14 protein-coding genes and 1 pseudogene are annotated in these 18,269 nt (G+C 68.1%); 12 read left to right on the forward strand and 3 right to left on the reverse strand.

Features of this window, described 5'->3' with window-relative positions; genetic code table 11:
* Window positions 1-44: 44 nt before the first annotated feature.
* The gene (locus ACIP98_RS32040) at window positions 45-3,995 is read right to left on the reverse strand and encodes a ThuA domain-containing protein (protein WP_401979230.1); all 3,951 of its coding nucleotides are present in this window, start codon (window positions 3,993-3,995) and stop codon (window positions 45-47) included.
* A 235-nt stretch (window positions 3,996-4,230) separates the two neighbouring features.
* Here ACIP98_RS32040 and ACIP98_RS32045 point away from each other — a divergent pair, with 235 nt between their 5' ends.
* Entirely contained in the window at window positions 4,231-4,356 is a 126-nt protein-coding gene (locus tag ACIP98_RS32045) for a hypothetical protein (protein WP_319663739.1), read from the forward strand.
* A gap of 242 nt (window positions 4,357-4,598) precedes the next feature.
* On the opposite strand, the gene ACIP98_RS32050 is transcribed toward ACIP98_RS32045, so the two are convergent.
* On the reverse strand, window positions 4,599-5,168 hold the full coding sequence (locus ACIP98_RS32050; protein WP_089227892.1) for a DJ-1/PfpI family protein: 570 nt from the start codon (window positions 5,166-5,168) through the stop codon (window positions 4,599-4,601).
* 95 nt (window positions 5,169-5,263) lie between these two features.
* Window positions 5,264-5,998 (reverse strand): GntR family transcriptional regulator, encoded by a 735-nt coding sequence (locus ACIP98_RS32055; protein ID WP_319663741.1) that lies wholly within the window; start codon window positions 5,996-5,998, stop codon window positions 5,264-5,266.
* A 388-nt stretch (window positions 5,999-6,386) separates the two neighbouring features.
* Here ACIP98_RS32055 and ACIP98_RS32060 point away from each other — a divergent pair, with 388 nt between their 5' ends.
* From ACIP98_RS32060 to ACIP98_RS32110, 11 genes and pseudogenes are all read left to right on the forward strand, one after another.
* On the forward strand, window positions 6,387-7,805 hold the full coding sequence (locus ACIP98_RS32060; protein ID WP_319663742.1) for an extracellular solute-binding protein: 1,419 nt from the start codon (window positions 6,387-6,389) through the stop codon (window positions 7,803-7,805).
* An 80-nt stretch (window positions 7,806-7,885) separates the two neighbouring features.
* A complete protein-coding gene (locus tag ACIP98_RS32065; RefSeq protein ID WP_319663743.1) occupies window positions 7,886-8,752 on the forward strand; it encodes a sugar ABC transporter permease in 867 nt (288 codons plus the stop codon).
* On the forward strand, window positions 8,752-9,669 hold the full coding sequence (locus tag ACIP98_RS32070) for a carbohydrate ABC transporter permease (RefSeq protein ID WP_401979233.1): 918 nt from the start codon (window positions 8,752-8,754) through the stop codon (window positions 9,667-9,669). The genes ACIP98_RS32065 and ACIP98_RS32070 overlap by 1 nt, the downstream gene beginning before the upstream one ends.
* Window positions 9,669-10,736 carry an ABC transporter ATP-binding protein gene (locus ACIP98_RS32075; protein WP_401979235.1) on the forward strand — a complete coding sequence of 356 codons (1,068 nt, stop codon included), beginning with the start codon at window positions 9,669-9,671 and terminating at the stop codon, window positions 10,734-10,736. The genes ACIP98_RS32070 and ACIP98_RS32075 overlap by 1 nt, the downstream gene beginning before the upstream one ends.
* A complete protein-coding gene (locus ACIP98_RS32080) occupies window positions 10,736-11,812 on the forward strand; it encodes an ABC transporter ATP-binding protein (RefSeq protein WP_401979237.1) in 1,077 nt (358 codons plus the stop codon). Before ACIP98_RS32075 ends, ACIP98_RS32080 begins: the two co-directional genes overlap by 1 nt.
* Before the next feature lie 274 nt (window positions 11,813-12,086).
* On the forward strand, window positions 12,087-13,547 hold the full coding sequence (locus ACIP98_RS32085) for an NAD-dependent succinate-semialdehyde dehydrogenase (RefSeq protein WP_401979238.1): 1,461 nt from the start codon (window positions 12,087-12,089) through the stop codon (window positions 13,545-13,547).
* 92 nt (window positions 13,548-13,639) lie between these two features.
* Entirely contained in the window at window positions 13,640-14,023 is a 384-nt protein-coding gene (locus tag ACIP98_RS32090; protein WP_401979240.1) for an Ldh family oxidoreductase, read from the forward strand.
* A 1-nt stretch (window position 14,024) separates the two neighbouring features.
* Window positions 14,025-15,263, forward strand: a complete 1,239-nt coding sequence (locus ACIP98_RS32095) for an iron-containing alcohol dehydrogenase (RefSeq protein ID WP_319663750.1) — start codon at window positions 14,025-14,027, stop codon at window positions 15,261-15,263.
* A gap of 156 nt (window positions 15,264-15,419) precedes the next feature.
* Window positions 15,420-16,745, forward strand: a complete 1,326-nt coding sequence (locus ACIP98_RS32100) for an RNA-guided endonuclease InsQ/TnpB family protein (protein WP_401979241.1) — start codon at window positions 15,420-15,422, stop codon at window positions 16,743-16,745.
* Window positions 16,746-16,920: 175 nt separating this feature from the next.
* Entirely contained in the window at window positions 16,921-17,325 is a 405-nt protein-coding gene (locus ACIP98_RS32105) for a hypothetical protein (protein ID WP_401979243.1), read from the forward strand.
* A 134-nt stretch (window positions 17,326-17,459) separates the two neighbouring features.
* Window positions 17,460-18,267: pseudogene (locus ACIP98_RS32110) on the forward strand (IS630 family transposase); the annotation flags it as partial.
* Window positions 18,268-18,269 lie beyond the last annotated feature (2 nt).

Here is an 18,269-nt window from a genome sequence, read left to right on the forward strand (position 1 = left end):
TGCCCGTGCCGACGAACCCGGGTTCGTCGGCACGGGCGGGTTCGCTAGGTGCCGACGCCCGAACCGACGAACTCGGCCCAGTTGAGGTTGAACAGGTTGCCGCCCGTGGCGCCACCCGTGACCGGGCGGAACACCAGGAACAGCTCATGCGTCCCGGACATCGAGACCGGGAACGTCTGGGTCGTCCAGGTTCCCGTCCCGCCGGTGGACATGAGGTTGGCCGTGGTCAGGATCGGCCCGGTGATCGAGTCCTGACGGACCTCGATTGCCGCCAGCGGCGACCCGGCCGTGCGGCCGTTCGCCGCGTCCGCGGCGCGGAACGTGATCGAATCGATGTTGGTCAGGTTGAATGGGCCGTTGAGCTGGAGCCAGTCGCCCGAGCCAAGGCTGCCGCGGTGCACGCCGGCGCCGGCGGCGCCGTCGGTGTTGGTCGCCGTGTTGGTGCCGGACTGGTTGACGACGAACTCCACCTCCTGGTGCTTCTGGCGTATCTGGTGCTGGCCGGTCGTGGTCAGCTGCGGGACGCCGCCCGGACCGCCGTGGTCGGTGTAGCGCGCCTGGACCACGCCGGAGACGTTGCCGCCGTGTGAGACGTCGTCGGCGTCGGTGTGGAGCACGCCCGAGCAGCCGTTGACGGACTCCTCGGCGTGGCCGTGCGCGTCGTGGCCGAGCACGAACGTCACCTGCACCTCGGAGCAATCCACCGTCCCGTCCTCGGGGTCGGTGACCGTGACCGAGAACGGGATGTCCTCGCCGAACGCGAACGTCCCGCCCTCCACCGGCGTATCGACGGCCACCGTCGGGCTCGTGTTGCCCACGGTGATCACGGTGCTGGTCGAGGTCTGCTTGCCGGACGAGTCGAGCACGGTCAGCACGGCCGTGTAGCGGCCGGACTGCGTGTAGGTGTGTGCCGGGTTCGGGTCGGTCTCGATCGCCGAGCCGTCACCGAAGTTCCACTCGTAGCGGATCGAGTCGCCGGGATCCTCATCCAGCGAGCCGGCACTGGAGAATTTCACGGTCAGCGGCGTTGAGCCGTCGGTGCGGTCCGTGGTGAGCACGGCCTTCGGCGCGCGCTTGCCCTTGACGTACTCCCACTTGTACATGCCCGCGTCGGGACTGATGACGTTGAACCCGTTGCCGTAGGTCAGCAGGTAGAACGCGCCGTCAGAACCGAACTGCAAGTCCATCGGGTTGTCGCACTCGAACCGGAACGTGCCTGCCCCGGCGCTCGCACGGCTGCCGCAATCCAGGAAGTTGTTGATCTTCTGGACGCTGTTGGTCCGCTTGTCGAGCTTGACCTCGCGCAGCGTGTCCTGCGTCCACTCGCTGATGATCACCGAGTCGTCGTAGTACGGCGGGAACTTGTGAGGGTTCGGGTTCTTCGGGTCGTAGTGGTACTTCGTGACCCCGTGCGGACCGACGCCGCCGGTGTAGAGCTCGGGGAACAGCCGCGGGCATTCGCTCGTCGAGCCGGGAGCGATCGGGCCCGGGGTCGGCGCGTAGTAGGCCTCGCACGGGGTGCCGAGCGGCGCGCTCGTGTTGTTGTCGCGGTAGGAGTACCAGATGTCCGGGTCGGTGACCGGCGGGACGTCCCTCAGGCCCGGCTCGACCGTCGGACCGCCCTCGATGTTCCACAGCGAGTCGTTGCGCTGCGTCGGCCCGTTGCAGTCGAACTTCTGAGGCGGGTCGTTCAGCGGCGTGCCCGGTGTGGTGGTGCCGGGTGCGAACTCGTGGAAGTTCCACTGGTAGTGCGCGAGGTCGCGCTTGTAGCACGTCGGCCAGCCGTAGTTGGACGGCTTGCGCACGATCTCGTAGCGCCCGGTGCCCGCCGGGCCGTGCGAGCGCTGCGGGGTCTGGGCGTCGGGCGAGTAGTCGCCGATGTAGGCCACGTCGTTCTCATCGACCTGGATCCGGAACGGGTTGCGGAACCCCATCGCGTAGACTTCCGGCCGCGTTTTGTCCCGGGGCTTGCCCGCGACCAGCGGGAACAGGTTGCCCGGCGGGATCGAGTAGGCGCCCACGCCCGCGCCGGGGCCGTGGCCGGGGCCGAAGGCGGCCTTGTTGGCGTCGGCGGCGGAGATGCTGCCGTCCTTGACCTTGATCCGCAGCACCTTGCCGCGCAGGTCGTTGGTGTTCAGTGCGGTGCGGCGCGAGTCACCGGTGAGCCGCTGATACCAGCCGCCCTCCTGCGCCGTGCTGGTGGCGATCGCCGGCGTGGCGGTGCCGGTCAGGCCGGAGCCGTCGGCGGTGATCTGCGACTGATTGGACTGCTGCTTGCCGCGGCGGAAGAACACGTTGACGCTCGACGTGTTGACCGGGCCGCCGCTGGTCTGGATCTCGTCCGCCTCGATGTTCGAGAGCGCCTCGAGCGCCGCGTCGATCGCATTGCGATCCGCGTTCCACGCGATCGGCTCCGTCGTCTGACCCTCGAAGGTCAGCGTGAACGTGCCGCCCGTCGCGTTGGTGACGCGCACGGTTTGCTGCTCGTCGGTCTTCTGCGAGTTGTACGGCCCGTAGCCGCCGGCGTTGATGCCGCCCGCGGGCGTGTCATCGCCGGTGACCATCCAGAGGTTGCCGTGCTTGTCGAAGTCGATGTCGCCCCCGACGTGGCAGCATTCCTGGCGGTTGACCGGCACGCGCATGATCTGCTGCTCGGAGCCCATGTCGAGGTGCGCCGGCGTGCCGTCGGCGGCGTCGACGAACTTGAAGCGGCTGAGCTGGAAATAGCCCACGTACGGATCCCACGCGGTCTTGGACGCCGCCACGTTCGGCGGGGTGGTGTTCGGCGTGGTCTGGGTGACGACTGATCCGTCGCTCAGCTTGACGTCGGTGACCTCCTTCGGCGAGTAGTAGAGGTAGACCCACTTGTTGGTCGCGAAGTTGGCGTCGACCGCCGGGCCGTAGAGCCCGTCCTCGCCCGCGGAGTAGATCTGCTGCGTCATCGGCAGGCTCGGATCGGCGAAGTTGGCGACGACCGTGGTGACACCCGTGGTCGAGTCGTGCATGCGCAGCGAGCCGAGGCGGTCCGTCTGCAGAACGCGGCCGTCCGGCAGCTGGTCGAAACCGATCGGCTCCTGCAGGTTAGGCGGCGAGCCGATCTTCGTCTGCTGGTAGTTGGCCAGCACGGTGGCGCCGCAATCGCTGTAGGCCGGGTCGGCCTGGCCCGCGGCCCAGCCGATCGCGCCCTTGAGGTGCTTGGTGAGGCCGGGGTCGAAGCTCGCGGCCGTGTTGCCAAGGCCGGTGTAGAACGAGCGGCCGCCCTGGAAGTCCTTGCACCACGAGACCGGGTGATCGGCGCCCATCGTGCCCCCGGCGATCCCGTCGAGGTCGGCGCCCTGCGGCTGCGGCCCGAACGGGTCCTCGACGACGGTGTCGAGGACGTGTGACACACCGCGGACGTTCTTCTTGAAGTTGTACCAATTATCGGTCCGCGACCAGATCTGCGGCAGATCCTTGCTCGCGTCGTGGACGCGGTCGGCGACCTTCACGTCACCCGATTGCACGTCGGTCCTGCCGGACGCTCGCGTCCCCAGGATATCGGTCAGGAACGACCAGGACTCGTCGGTCTCGACCGCCGAGCCGACGCCGACGAAGCCGCCGCCGTCGCGGAAGTAGCTCTCGAAGGTCGCGCGTTGAGCGTCCGTGAGCGGGCTCGCGAGACCCGTGTCCAGGAACACGACCGCGCGGTACTGCGCCAGCTTCTTCTCCGTGAACTGGTCGCCCACGTCAGCGGGCTTGGGCGCCACGGCCGTGAAATGACCGGTTCTGGCCGCATCCCGGATCGCGGCCAGGCCGGCCGACGACACCGCGTCCTGGGTGCTGCGCACCACGAGCACCTTGAAGCGGGCGTCCGGTGGTGCGGGCTTGGCGGGAGGCGCGGGCTGCTGCGGCGGCGCCGGCGCAGCGACGGAAGCGGGCTCAGCCGCCGTGGGGGCCGCGGCGCTCACCGGCGTCGCGACGAGCGTGAGGAACGGGGCGATGAGGGCTAAGGCCATCGTGGTCGCGGTGCGACGTCTCGGGCGTCGTCCGCTTTCTGGCAGGGCTGCGTCGAGCAGCCTGGCCCACGGGCGATGACGTGGTGACATGAAAACCCTTCCTACCTGGGGATGTCAGGCACGGCGCGCGCCGTCGCGCTCATTGCCACTGGGTGGTAGCTGATATTGCGGTTGCTGGAGAGTGTGATCTCCAGGTCTGTGGGGCCGTCAGTAAGGTGTCGGCCTGGGTAAATCCGTGATCGCGATCGGGTCGTCGATGATGTCGTTGATCACGATGCTCGCCGTGCCGCGGGAGGCGGCGCCGAAGCTGAGCGTGGAGGCGGCGCCGAAGCTGAGCGTGGAGGCGACGAATCGGCACTGAGCGGCTGGAGCTGCCACCACGAGCCGTCGCAGCTGATCTTGTGCGTAGCGCAGCAGTCACTGGGCCGGCGAGGCGAAATCGCCTCCGATGACGATCACTCGCGGGTAGAACAGGTTGGCCACGATCGAGCCACCAGATGGCCGACATTGCCAGAGGCCTGACCTCTGACGACCGGGGCATGACAATGGCGGCGGCACAGGTCGGCAAGTGGCTCGGGCCTCATCAGGGCAGGCCAGGTGGGGTCATGCCGATGCGGAGTTGATGGATTTCGAGAAGAGTTCCATCATCGCCCTGCCGAATTGCGGCATGTCGGGCCATCCCCGGCAGGAGACGAGGTTGCCGTCCACGACGTCGGGAGCGTCGATGACGGTGGCGCCCGCGTTCTCCATGTCGCCGGTGATGGGGGGGAAGCACGCTGTCTTCCGGCCCTTGAGCAGCCCGTACACGGCCGGCACCTGCGCGCCGTGGCACACCAGCGCGATCGGGAGGTTGCGCGCGAAGAAGTGCTCGGTGATGCGCCTGACGTCGGCGTCGACCCGGATCCACTCGGGGGCGCGTCCTCCGGGGATGATGAGGGCGTCATAGCGTTCGACGTCGACCTCGGCCCAGGGCACGTCGACCGGCAGCTTGCGGCCGTTCTTCTCCACGTAGGCGTCGGAGTTGGGGTCGAACTCGTGGATGACCAGCTGAACGTCGCGCATCGTCCGTGACGAGACGTCAACGTCCCAGCCGCCCTCCTGCACGCGATAGTAGGGATACATGGTGTCGAGCTCCTCGGCGGCGTCGCCGGTCAGGAGCAGCGCTCTGGGCACCTGCTTCTCCTCGCATCTGAGGGGGATGAGGCAGATCCGATCCGATCCGATCCGATTGTGTGAGCATTCCTCGGCCCAGTCCGCCCGTCAAGCCTTTACACCATTCCGTCCGAGCCCTTGGCCGCGTCGAGCAAACGCCGGAACCGCTCGCCGGACAGCAGGATGTGCCGACGCATGGCGTAGGCGGCGGCATCGGGGTCACGCGCGGCGATCGCGGCCACAACTTCTTCGTGCTCGGCCATGGCCAAGTGAGTGACCTGGGTGTCGTGGAGAAGCCGGAACAGGTGCACGTGCGTGTGCAGGCGAGCGAGCGCTTCGCGGATGACCTGGTTCTCCGCGCTCAGGGCGACGAGATCGTGAAAAGCCGCGTCGCGGAGCCCGAAGGCGCCATAGGCCATGGGCCCGCTGCCCCCCTCCAGCTCCGCCATCTCCTCCAGCATTCGTCGCAGGCCGGCCACCTGCTGCAAGGACGCGCGTTCGGCGGATCTGCGCGCCGCTGCCGGCTCGAGGAGCAGGCGGAGCTCGAGCATGTCCTCGAATCGCTGGCGGGTGATTTGGGGGGGGATGTGATACCCGGCATGGGGCACACGCACGACCAGGCCCTCGGCCTCCATCCGGTTCAGAGCGTCCCGGATCGGCGTCTGCGAGACCCCCAGCTCCCGCGCCAGGACGTCGATCGTGACGCGGGAGCCAGGCTCTATCCGTAGCGACATCAGCTGTCCGAGCAGCGTGTCGTACACCTCGTCGGCAAGCCGGCCACGAGATTTTCCCGGCGGCGTTCCGCCCGTCATGGCCTCACTTCCCCTCGCGATCATCGCTTCGTCGTCCATCGTGACGTGAGGTCCTTTCTTACGTCTTTGCGAACCTGTTGACACGGGTCGCATGCTGCGGGATGTTGATGCCCCCGATCGGATCGTATAGGAAAGGTGACGGATGCCAGCCATCCTTCACCCATCGCGGAACCGCCCGCCAGCGCCCTACTTCGACCACCTGAAGCGTCCCTGAGCATGCTCGACGTCCTGCTCGGTTCGCCACCGGGCCGCACAAGGACCGAAGGACCTCTCGACCGTCTGAAGCCCCAGGACGTCGCGGCGTACTCGTGACGCCGGTCCGCCGGTCAGCCCCTGCGACAGCCGGCAACAGGCCTGCACCCAGCAACTGCTCTGCGAAGCACGCAGCAAGGCTCCAGAAGTCCCGACCCAGAAAGCAGGCACGAGGATGCGGTATCCCAAGCCCTTCGGACGACTGTCCGTTCCCGGTGGAAAGGTGCAGCTGGCGACGGCGGCCCTATTGGTGGCCACGACCGTGGCGGCTTGCGGCGGCGACCCGCAGGCGAGCGCCCCCAAGGCGCCGGCGACCATCCCGGAGCTCACCAAGGACCCGCTGACCCTCAGCTTCATCTGGTTCGACTGGCCCCCCGCCCACGCGTTGGAAGCCTTCGCGAACGCGGAGTACGCCAAGGAGCGGCCGAATGTGACCGTCAAGGTCAACACCGTGCCGAACGCGAACTGGCACGACGCGATGTTCACCCAGTTCGCAGCGCACCGTACCGACTTCGACATCCCGATCCTGGACTCGCAACACATCGGCGAGGCCGTGACGAACGGCAACATCCTCGACATCACCGACTTCGTCAAGAAGAACATCGACGTCAAGGCCTACAACCCGTACCTCCTGGCGGCCTACGGCCAGTTCCCCCAGGCGGAGACCGGCAAGCGCGACGAAAACGCCAGCATGTACGGACTGCCGCTGCTCGGCGACACCTGGACGATGATCTACCGCAAGGACCTGATCGGCGACAAGCCACCGCAGACCTGGGACCAGATGATCTCAGTCGCCGAGAAGTGCCAGGCGGACCACCCCGGCGTCAGCGGGCTGGCTTTCCACCAGGCCAACGGCTCCGACGCCGCGGCCGTCACCTACAACACGGTCAACGGCGTCTACGGCGGCAACCTCTGGGACTCCAAGACGCGCAAGATCGACGGCGTCCTCAACGACACCGCGGGCCAAGAGGCGATGGACGTCCTGGTCAACAAGATGAAGCCGCTGACCGCCAAGGGCTCCGGCAACTGGTTCATCGACGAGGTGAACGCGGCGGTCGCCCAGGGCAAGGCATGCATCGCGTTCAACTGGATCGCCGCGAGCGGCGGACTGCTCGACCCGAAGCAGTCGACGCTCGGCACCACGCGGGAGCAGATCCTCGACAAGCTCGGTTTTGCCACCCTGCCGAGCCAGAAGACGAACCTGGTGCCTCTCGGTGGTATGGGGATGCACGTGTCGGCCTACTCCTCAGAAGCGAAGCAGGCGGAGGCCCTGAACTTCATGAAGTGGTTCGAGCGGGCTGACATCCAGAAGAAGTGGGCCGCCGCTGGTGGCGTGCCCGCGCGTACCGACGCCCTGCAGTCGCCCGAGTTCCTCAATGCCGGGCCGTTCAACCAGGTGTACGCCGACTCGGTTCCGCGGATGCGGGACATGTGGAACGTGCCCGAGTACGCGCGCCTCGTCGACATCGAGAACACCAGCGTGAACGCGGCTCTCAACGGCGCGAAAAAGCCGAAGGACGCGCTCGACGACATCGCCAAGGAGCAGCAGAGCGTGCTCGACTCCGGCAGCCGCAAGGGCGGCGGCGGACTGTGAGTGCTCCCACTCCTCTGACGACCGACCACGCCAGGCAGGTGGCGTCCGCGACGCTGCCTGCAGCGGGTCGGTCCCGCCGCTTGAGCGACCGCGGGCTCGCCGTGGCCTTCATCTCCCCGGCGCTGCTGCTGCTGCTCGGCATGTCGGTGTTCCCGTTGCTGTGGGCGCTGTACCTGTCGTTCACCGACTACTCGGCCACCCGCGGGGGGCCGGCCCATTTCGTCTGGTTCGAGAACTACACCGCCATCCTGACGTCGGCGCAGGTCCACCTGAGGGCCTTGACGACGTTGATCTACGTGGTCGGCGCGGTCACCCTGCAGACCGTGCTCGGCTTCTCCATCGCCTACCTGATCTCACGGCGCACGCACGGGCGAGGACTGCTGACCACTTTGTTCCTGGTCCCGATGATGCTGTCGCCGGTCGTGGTCGGGCTGTTCTGGCGATTCATGCTCGACGCGCAATTCGGCGTGATCAACAGCTTGCTCGGCTCGCTCGGCATGGGGCAGGTGGAGTGGCTCACCCAGCAGCGAACGGCACTGATGTCCCTGATCGTGGTCGACACCTGGCAATGGACGCCGTTCATCATGCTCATCGCACTCGCCGGCCTCACCGCGGTTCCCAAGTACCTGTACGAGGCCGCCTCGATCGACCGGGCGTCCGAGTGGTTCCGGTTCCGCACCATCACTCTTCCGCTGGTGTGGCCGCTGCTCCTCATCGCGGTGTTGTTCAGGGCCATCGAGGCCTTCCGGCTGTTCGACCTCGTCTACATCCTCACCAGCGGAGGTCCGGGGGTCTCCACCGAGACGTTGTCGTTCCACGTCTACAAGGTCGCGTTCCTGGGCTTCAACACCGGAACCGCCTCGGCCTACGGGATCCTCATGGTCCTCGTCGTCATCGTCCTCACGCAGCTCTACCTGCGCTACTTGAACAAGCTCAAGGAGGACTGATGGCCGTATCCGTCGACAAGGCCGCGTCCACAGATCCTGTCCGGGATCACACGCCGCCCGCGCGTCGCGGCCGCGGCCGCGGCCGGGGCCGTTCCGTGCTGGAGGTCGCGCTGCTGACCGTGCTGGCCGTCGTGATGCTCTTTCCGGTGCTGTGGATGATCGAGACGTCCATCAAGGAGAACCGGGACGTCTACGCCGTCCCGGCCAAGTTCTTCGACTTCAAGGTCACGATGGGCCATTTCAAGGACGTGTTCGTCGCCCCCGGCGGCGGTCGCTCGGCCTTGTCCGTCTCGTTCCTCAACTCCGTCGTGGTCGCCGGGGTCTCCACGGCGCTGGCCACCGTGCTGGGGGTCCCGGCGGCCTGGGCCTACTCACGCTTCGCCGTGAAGGCCAAGAAGGACCAACTGTTCTTCATCCTGTCCACCCGCTTCATGCCGCCCGTGGTGGTCGTGATCCCGATCTTCCTCATGTACCGCCAAGTCGGACTCATCGACACCAAGCTCGGCCTGATCCTCATCTACGCCGCGTTCAACGTCCCGTTCACGATCTGGATGATGAAGGGGTTCGTCGACGAGGTGCCCGCGGAGTACGAGGATGCCGCCATGCTCGACGGCTATACCCGCTTGCAGGCGTTCCGCCGGTTCACCCTTCCCCTGCTCCTGCCCGGCATCGCCGCGACGGCGGTCTTCGCACTCATTTTCTCGTGGAACGAGTTCGTGTTCGCCATCTTCCTCACCTCCAGCGACAGCGTGCGGACGGCCCCGCCTGCCATCGCCGGCCTCATCGGTGGAACCACGGTGGACTGGGGTCTCGTGGCCGCCGCCTCCGTAGTGTTCGCCCTACCGGTGCTCGTCTTCGCCTACCTGGTGCGCAAGCACCTCGTCGCCGGTGTGACGCTCGGGGCGGTGCGACGCTGATGGCGGGCATCGAGGTGACCGCGCTGCACAAGCGCTACCCGGACGGGACGGTCGCAGTCGATCACGTGGACCTGTCCATCGGCGACGGCGAGCTGTTCGTGATGCTCGGCCCTTCGGGCTGCGGGAAGACGACCACGCTGCGAGCCGTAGCCGGCCTGGAGAGGCAGACGACGGGCGACATCCGCATCGGCGACACGCTGGTCAACGACCTGCCGCCCGCCGAGCGCGACATCGCCATGGTGTTCCAGTTCTACGCTCTCTACCCGCATCTGAGAACCCGCGACAACCTGGCGTTCCCACTGCGGGCCGAGGGACTGCCCAAGGCGGAGGTGCGCGAGCGGGTCGACGAGGCCGCCCGGCTGATGCGGCTCCGTCCGCTCCTGGACCGGCGACCGCACCGGCTGTCCGGCGGGGAGCAGCAGCGCGTCGCGCTTGCTCGCGCCCTCGTGCGGCGACCGCGCGCATTCCTCATGGACGAACCCCTCACCAATCTGGACGCGGAGCTGAGGGCGGACATGCGCACGGAGATCAAGCACCTGCAGGGGGAACTGGGGACGACGATGGTGTACGTCACCCACGACCAGGTCGAGGCGATGTCGCTCGGCCACAGAATCGCCATCCTCAACAAGGGCCGCGTCGAGCAGATCGGCACGCCACTGGAGGTCTACGACCGTCCGGCGAGTCTTTTCTGTGCCGCGTTCATCGGCTCCCCGCCGATGAACCTGATCGAGGTGGAGGTGGCCGACGGGAAGCTGCGCAGTCAGGGCGGACTGGTCCTTCCGCCACCGCCGAGCCTGCCGCGCGACCGTCGCCTGGTCGCAGGCGTCCGGCCGGAGGCGCTGGAAGTCACAGAACCAGGGGCGGAGCGTTCGGCCCTGGGCCGCGTGGTCTCGGCGGAGTGGCTGGGAGACGAAGTCATCGCCGTGGTCGATCACGGCGGCCGGCGCGACGTACGGGTTCGGATGCCACCGACTGTCCGTTTCGCCGCCGGCGCGCCAGTCGGGCTGCGGCACACCGGCGGGCCCCCGCCGGTCTACGACCTGAGCACGGAAGAGCTGGTGGCCTGATGGGAACCGTGGCAGTGCACGGGCTGTGCAAGTCCTTCGGCAAGGTCCAGGCCCTGGACGGGGTGACGCTGGACGTGCCGGACGGCTCCTTCTTCGTCGTGCTCGGGCCCTCCGGGGCAGGCAAGACGACGACCCTGCGAGCGATCGCCGGCCTCGAGCAGCTTGACGCCGGGTCGGTGCAGCTGGACGGGAGGGACGCGACCCGCGACTCCCCGGCCGCACGCGACCTGGCCATGGTCTTCCAGAGCTACGCCCTCTACCCGCGACTCACGGCGTACGAGAACATCGCTTCGCCGCTGCGGGCACGCCGCTGTTCTTCGAGCGAGATCGCCGCTGCCGTCGAGCAGATGTCGGGCCTGCTGCACATCGAACGTCTGCTGCAGCGTCGTCCCGCGCAGATGTCGGGCGGTGAGATGCAGCGTGTGGCCCTGGCCCGGGCGCTGGTCCGTCGCCCGCGCGCGTTTCTCATGGACGAGCCGCTGACGAACCTCGACCTCAAGCTCCGCGTCGAGATGCGCACCGAGCTCACCCGCATCCACCGGAGTCTCGGGGGAACCTTCGTCCACGTGACCAACGACCAGGTCGAGGCCCTGTCCATGGCCGACCAGGTCGCGGTCCTCAAGGAGGGGAAGGTGCAACAGGTCGGAACGCCGACCGAGGTGTACGAGCGACCAGCCAACCAGTGGGTCGCAGGCTTCGTCGGGAGCCCGCCGATCAGCCTCCTCCCCTGCCACGCCGAGGGGGATCGTCTGGTCGGGGCGGAAGGCTGGACGCTGCCGCGGCCCCGCTGGACCACGGCTGAGGACGGTCGTCCGCTGATGCTGGGCCTGCGGGCAGAGGACCTGTCCATCGAGCAGCGTGGGGACGCGTCGTTGCCGGGTGAGCTCTACGGCCTTGAGCCGCTCGGTGACCGAACGGTGGTCGACGTCCGAGTGGGGACGGAGATCCTCAAGGTCAAGGCACGACCCACCGTCACGGGTACGCCGGGCGAGCGACTGCTTGTCACGGTCGACCTGGACCGTGCGCACCTGTTCGATGCGGGCACCGGGCTGGCGCTGTCCGAGGCAGGGAGGTAACCGCGCAGGGCGGCGACGTCACCATGCGCCCGCACGTGGCAATCGAGCCTCGGCGGACCGCCACCGGTGAGCACGGCCTGACGACGCCGAAGCAGCGATGGCCCGAGAAGGCGATCGGTGGCGCGGGGCGTCGCCCTGCAGCCAGGGCCAAGGCCACGTTCGACCCGCTCGGCAACCTCGACCCCGACCCGGTCGTGCAACCCGTTCGCCAACGCGCGTGGCGCGGTCGCCGAGGTCACGGGACATCACCAGGAACATCACAGGAGGCGACGCAATGAGTGACCCGATGAACGCCCTGGCCCCCGAGCACCGGCGGCTCCGGATTGGCGACGCGTGGCGCGACGCCGCCGGCGGAGCCACCTTTGTCGTCGAGGATCCGGCCACTGGGAAGACCATCGCCGAGGTGTCGGACGCCGACGTCGTCGACGGGCTCGCCGCTCTGGACGCGGCGAGCAAGGCAATGGGGGAGTGGGCGGCGACACCGCCGCGAAAACGGTCGGAGTTGCTGACCGCGACGTACCGGGCACTGACCGAGCGATCCGAGGAGATCGCCCGGCTGATAACGCTCGAGATGGGCAAGCCGCTCGCCGAGGCTCGGGGAGAGGTGGCCTACGGCGCCGAGTTCTTCCGTTGGTTCGCCGAGGAGGCGGTGCGCGTCGAGGGGCGCTACAACACCGCTCCCGCTGGTGGGTATCGCATCCTCACCGTGCCGAAGCCGGTCGGACCGTGCGTCTTCGTGACGCCCTGGAACTTTCCGTTGGCCATGGGTGCCCGCAAGCTCGCTCCTGCGCTGGCGGCGGGCTGCACGACGATCACCAAGCCGGCAGCCCAGACGCCACTCACCATGCTGTTCCTGGCCCGCGTCATGGAGGAGGTCGGCGTTCCCCCGGGCGTCGTCAACGTCGTGACGACCAAGCGTGCCGGCGAGGTGGTCTCAGCACTGCTGGCCGACCGTCGGACCCGCAAGCTTTCGTTCACCGGGTCGACCGAGGTCGGGCGCGTGCTGCTACGACAGGCGGCGGACAACGTGCTGCGCACCTCCATGGAACTGGGCGGCAACGCAGCCTTGATCGTGTGTGCCGACGCGGACCTGGACGTCGCGCTCGACGGTGCCATGGTGGCCAAGATGCGCAACATCGGGGAGTCCTGCATCGCGGCCAACCGAATCTACGTCGAGGAGCCGGTGCGCGAGGAGTTCACGGCGCGCTTCGCCCAGCGAATGGGCGCGCTCTCGGTGGGCCATGGTCTCCACGACGGCGTGGACGTCGGGGCGCTGATCGACGAGGCCTCGGTCACCAAGATCGACGACCTCGTCGCCGACGCGGTCGATCGCGGCGCCCGTGTCCTGGTCGGCGGCGAGCGTCCGGACGGGCCAGGCCACTTCTACCCACCTACGGTCCTGGTCGACGTGCCCGAAGACGCGCGGATACTGCAGGCGGAAATCTTCGGCCCGGTGGCGCCCATCATCTCGTTCACGTCCGACGACGATGTCATGGCGAAGGCCAACGACACCGAACACGGCCTGGCCGGATACGTCTTCACCCGTGACCTCCAGCGGGCGCTCCGGTTCACCGAGGGGTTGGAGACGGGGATGGTCGGCATCAACCGCGGTCTGATCTCGGACCCGTCAGCTCCCTTCGGAGGCGTGAAGCAGTCCGGGATCGGCAAGGAGGGATCGCACGAGGGCATCCTTGAGTACCTCGACGTCACCTACGCGGCGATCGACCTGACGTGACCGGTTTACTGCCCCGGGTGCCCGCCGAGGATCACCGCGCCCTGTACACACATGACCTGACCGGCCTCCACCCGTGGGCCGGGACCCGGGCCATGGCCGGCACGAATCCGCCGGCACCCGGCGACGCCGTCGACTCCACCGGTGTGCGCGCCACAGACGCGGCCGCGGCGGTGGATGGGGCGATCAGCCCTTTCGGTGCTCCCAAAGGCTACGCCCCCGGGCTCATGATCGAGATGCTGGTCGCGACCTTGACGCGTACCGCCCTTGGCGACGATGTCCGCGGGACCCTAGACCCGACTGACCCGCGCACCAGGGGCGACGTCTTCATCGCGATGGACCCGAGGGCGCCCGGGCACGACCGAGTCCGGGAGCCCGGCGCGCGCCTGCGCCACCCGGCAGCCGACGCCGTCCCGGTCTCGCAGGTGAATTGGACGTCCGCCCAGCACATCACCGCCGACGTTCCAGGGAGGCACTGACATGCTTGAGACCGTCCGCGGACCACGCCAGCTGATAGTGGGCGAAGGGGTCGCGCAGAACATCCCCCGAGTGGTGGCCGAGTGTGGCTCGCGAGTCCTCATCGTGACCGACCGGGTTCTTCTGGGGCAGCCGGGCGTGGCCGAGATCGTGGCCGCCGTGCGGGAGAAGGCCGAAGTCGTCGGGGTGTTTGCCGACGCGACTCCGGACGTGCCACTCGCCGATGTCGCCCTGGCCGTCTCGGTCGCCGCAGAAGTGGACGCCGACGTCATCCTCGCCATCGGGGGTGGCACGGTGATCGACCTCGCCAAAATCGTCGGCGTCATCCGGCGCCACGGTGGGACGCCGCGCGACTACTACGGCGAGTCGAAGGTGCCGGGGCCGACGATTCCTCTCGTCGCGGTCCCGACGACGTCAGGCACCGGCTCCGAGCTCACGCCCGTCTCGGTGTTGACCGACCCGGACCGCGAGCTGAAGGTGGGGGTCTCCAGCGTCCACATCGTGCCCGACTTCGCCATCGTCGACCCCGAGCTCACCTACACCTGCCCTGCGACCGTCACTGCCCACTCCGGCATCGACGCGTTGTGCCACGCGGTGGAGAGCTACACCGCGCGACCCCGGGCCCACGGACCGCGCGACCCGGTGGAGCAGGTCTTCCTCGGCCGCAACCCGATCACCGATCACTACGCGCTCCTGGCCGCGAAGCGGATCGCCCGCAGCTTGCCCCGGGTCGTCAGAGACGGAAGCGACAAGGACGCGCGCGCGGACATGGCCTATGGGTCCATGCTGGCCGGGCTCGCATTTTCCCACGCGGGCAACGCGGCTCCGCACGCCCTCCAGTACCCCATCGGCGCAGCCACCCACACACCGCACGGCCTGGGCGTCGGGCTGCTGCTGCCCTACGCGCTGGACGCGGCCAGGGATGCCATCGGCGACCGGTTGACCATCCTCGCCGGGGTGTGCGGGCTCGACGTGACGGACGCCTCGGATGCCGAGGCCGCCGATACGTTCCTCACCTGGCTCGACGGGCTCCTTGCCGACATCGGCATCCCTGCCACCTTGGCGGACATCGGCGTGGCGCGCGCCGACCTCCCGCGCTTCGCGGAGATGGCCAGTGGTGTCACCCGCTTGATCCAGAACCATCCAGGCCCGACCGACACCGCCAGTCTGACCGCGATCCTCGAAGCGGCCTGGATCGGGGACCGGACCCGACACGTCCTGACTCCGGAGCAGAGACAGTGACGGGCCTTTCACCTGATTTCTCCCAGGAGGCCCCGGCCTTCAGGCCGGGGAGGAATGGGTCCTTGGGTCGGAGCCGCGAAGCGGCGGAGTTGGCTGCGCATCTGTTCTGACCTGTGCTCTCTTTCGTTGTCAGTGGGGGCTGTTAGGTTCCGGAGCGTGACGGCGACTGCGACGGTCGAGGAGGGGGCCGGGCATGCCCGGTACACCTTCCGGCTGCGGGTGTCGTCCACCGCGCGCGCCGGTCTGGAGGCGGAGTGGGCGCGGTGCCGGTGGGTGTGGAACGAGTGCGTGGCCGTGTCCCGCAAGGTCTACGCTCTGAACCGGACCTCCGGGCAGAAGATCACGTGCGGCCCGGCGCAGCTCGACAGAATGCTGACCGGGGCGCGGCGGTCGATGGCGTGGCTGCGGGACGGCAGCTCGGTGCCGCAGCAGCAGACGATCCGGGACTTCGCGAAGTCCCGCGCCAAGGCGTTGAAGGACATCACGGCGCGGCTGCCGGTGCGGCAGCGGGCCGGCATGCCCGGGATCAAGCGCAAGCGTGAGGCCGCCCCGTCGCTGAACTACACCACCCGGGGTTTTAGGCTCAAGGACGGTCGCCTGCACTTGGCCGGCGGCATCGTGCTGACGGTGGTGTGGTCCCGCGACCTGCCCGCCGACCCGACGTCGGTGCGCGTGTACCGGGACAGCCTCGGCCACTGGTACGCCTCGTTCGTCGTGGCCGTCCAGGTGCAGCCGCTCCCCGCCACCGGTGCGGTGATCGGTATCGACTGGGGCGTGCGTGAGACCGCCACGACGACCAGCGACGTCCACGACCTGCCCCACGCCCAGCACGGGAAGGCCGCCGCAGGGAAACTGGCCCGCTACCAGAAGATGATGGCCCGCCGCCGCACCCCGAAAAACAAGCCCGACACCGGCGGGTACCGCAGGGCCCGCCGGGCCGCCGCGAAGGTGTCGAAGAAGATCGCCCGGCAACGCCAGGACACGGCCCGCAAGTGGGCCAAGCGCGTCGTGACCGACCACGACGCGATCGCGGTCGAGGACTTCCGGCCGAAGTTCCTGGCGAAGTCCAGCATGGCCCGTAAGGCGGCGGACGCGGCGATCGGCGCCACGAAGATGGCCCTGATTGAGATGGGCCGCAAGCACGGGCGGGATGTCCGCCCGGTGCATCCCGCGCACACCACCATGGACTGCGCGCAGTGCGGAGCGAGAACCAAGCACGCACTTCCTCTTTCGGAACGTACCTACACCTGCACCGCGTGCGGAGCCGTCTCGTCCAGGGACAAGAACTCCGCCCGCGTGATGCTGGTCCGGGCTGGTCTCAACCCGGCTGGTGCCGATCGTGTAAGAGCTGACGGACCGCTGGTTCCCAGCCCACGTGAGCCAGGAATCCCCGTCCTTAGGACGGGGAGGATGTCAAATGGCGACGAGTTCCCTGCCCCACCCTGGGTATCGGAATTGTCGGCTACGACTTACAGAACCTGACCCACGCGCTGGCACGCACGGCGGCGCGGGGGTCTGTCCATTGATTGCACAGTCCCAGGCGACCCCTACCTCCGCTACGCCTGCCCAACCACGCAGCCGCCGACCAGGCTGTCCGCGAGACCTTCGGCGACCTGGCCATTACCATCCTCCAGCACACCCGCCCCGCAGTCCGGAGGTGGCGCCGGACCACCCGCGGCCGTACCCGACACAACCGCACCCGGCGACCCACCGCCTCCCGACCGCCGACGACGACATCTTCGTCTTGGGCGCCATGGGCTACACCTCCGACCAGACCGTCGACCTCACCGGGCTGCCGTCCGGCACCGTCCGCGCCTTGCTCACCCCCCGGCCCACAGCCGCCGTACCCCAGCAGCGCCCCCCCCAGCCGCGGCTGTCAGGGTCCGCCTTCCTCGCCGTCGTCTTCGTCCTCGCCCGCGAGGGCATCGCGCTCGACGGGGTCAGCCTGCTGCGTCGCGTCACTTTCCAGGCCGATGAGCCGCAGGACGCGCTAACCCTCACGCGGTACATCGACATTCCCCTTGCGGAGACCCGACGCAACACCGCCTCCCTCGGCTCCTAGTGCCGCATCAAGCAAGGTTTGCCCTGTATGACGCGCCGGCTGGATGGTGATCCGGGCGGCGCGTTGTTCGTCATGCTGTCCAGGTAGCTGAGCGTGTGCGGGTCCGTGAGATCGACGATGACGAGGGGCGACGGCTGCTGCGGATCGTCCGGCGGGGGATTGGCTCGGTGGTGACCTGGCGGCGAGCCCAGATGGTCTTGCTGTCCGCGCAGGGCATGGACGTGGCCAAGATCGCCGAGGTGACGTTCACCAGCGCGGACCGGGTTCGCGACGTGATCTACAACTTCAACGCCGACGGTTTCGCATCGCTGTACCCGAAGTACAAGGGCGGCCGGCCGAGAACCTTCACCCTGCCTGAACGGCGTGAGATCAAGAAGATCGCCAAGTTCAGGCCGATCGAGCACGGCCTGCCATTCTCGACCTGGAGCCTGGTCAAGCTGGCCGACTTCCTGGTCGCGGAGGGGGTGGTCGACGACATCAGCCACGAGGGCCTGCGCATCCTGCTCCGCGAGGAGGGCGTCACCTTTCAACGCGTGAAGACGTGGAAGGCTTCGAAGGGATCCCGACTACGCGGTCAAGAAGGCCCGCGTCGAGCACCTCTACGCCATCGCCGACGGCGAGATCTTGCCCGAGCCGGGTGAACCCGAGGTCGTGTTCTGCCTCGACGAGTTCGGGCCGCTCAACCTGCAACCCCACCCCGGCCGCCAGTGGGCCGAACTCGGGGGCAGACACAAAGACCCGGATCGTGAACCAAGGCAGCGCCGCCGGGCGACCTATACCCGCCCGCATGGGGTGAGGCACCTGTTCGCCGCCTACGACCTGGGAAAAGACCAGCTCTACGGGCACATAAAGAAGACGAAGAACCGCTCGAAGTTCCTGGAGTTCTGCCGTTACCTGCGCTCGCTACATCCGACGGACATCCGCATCGCGATCGTCTGCGACAA

It is taken from the genome of Streptomyces sp. NPDC088354 (assembly GCF_044753585.1).
GTDB lineage: Bacteria > Actinomycetota > Actinomycetes > Streptomycetales > Streptomycetaceae > Actinacidiphila.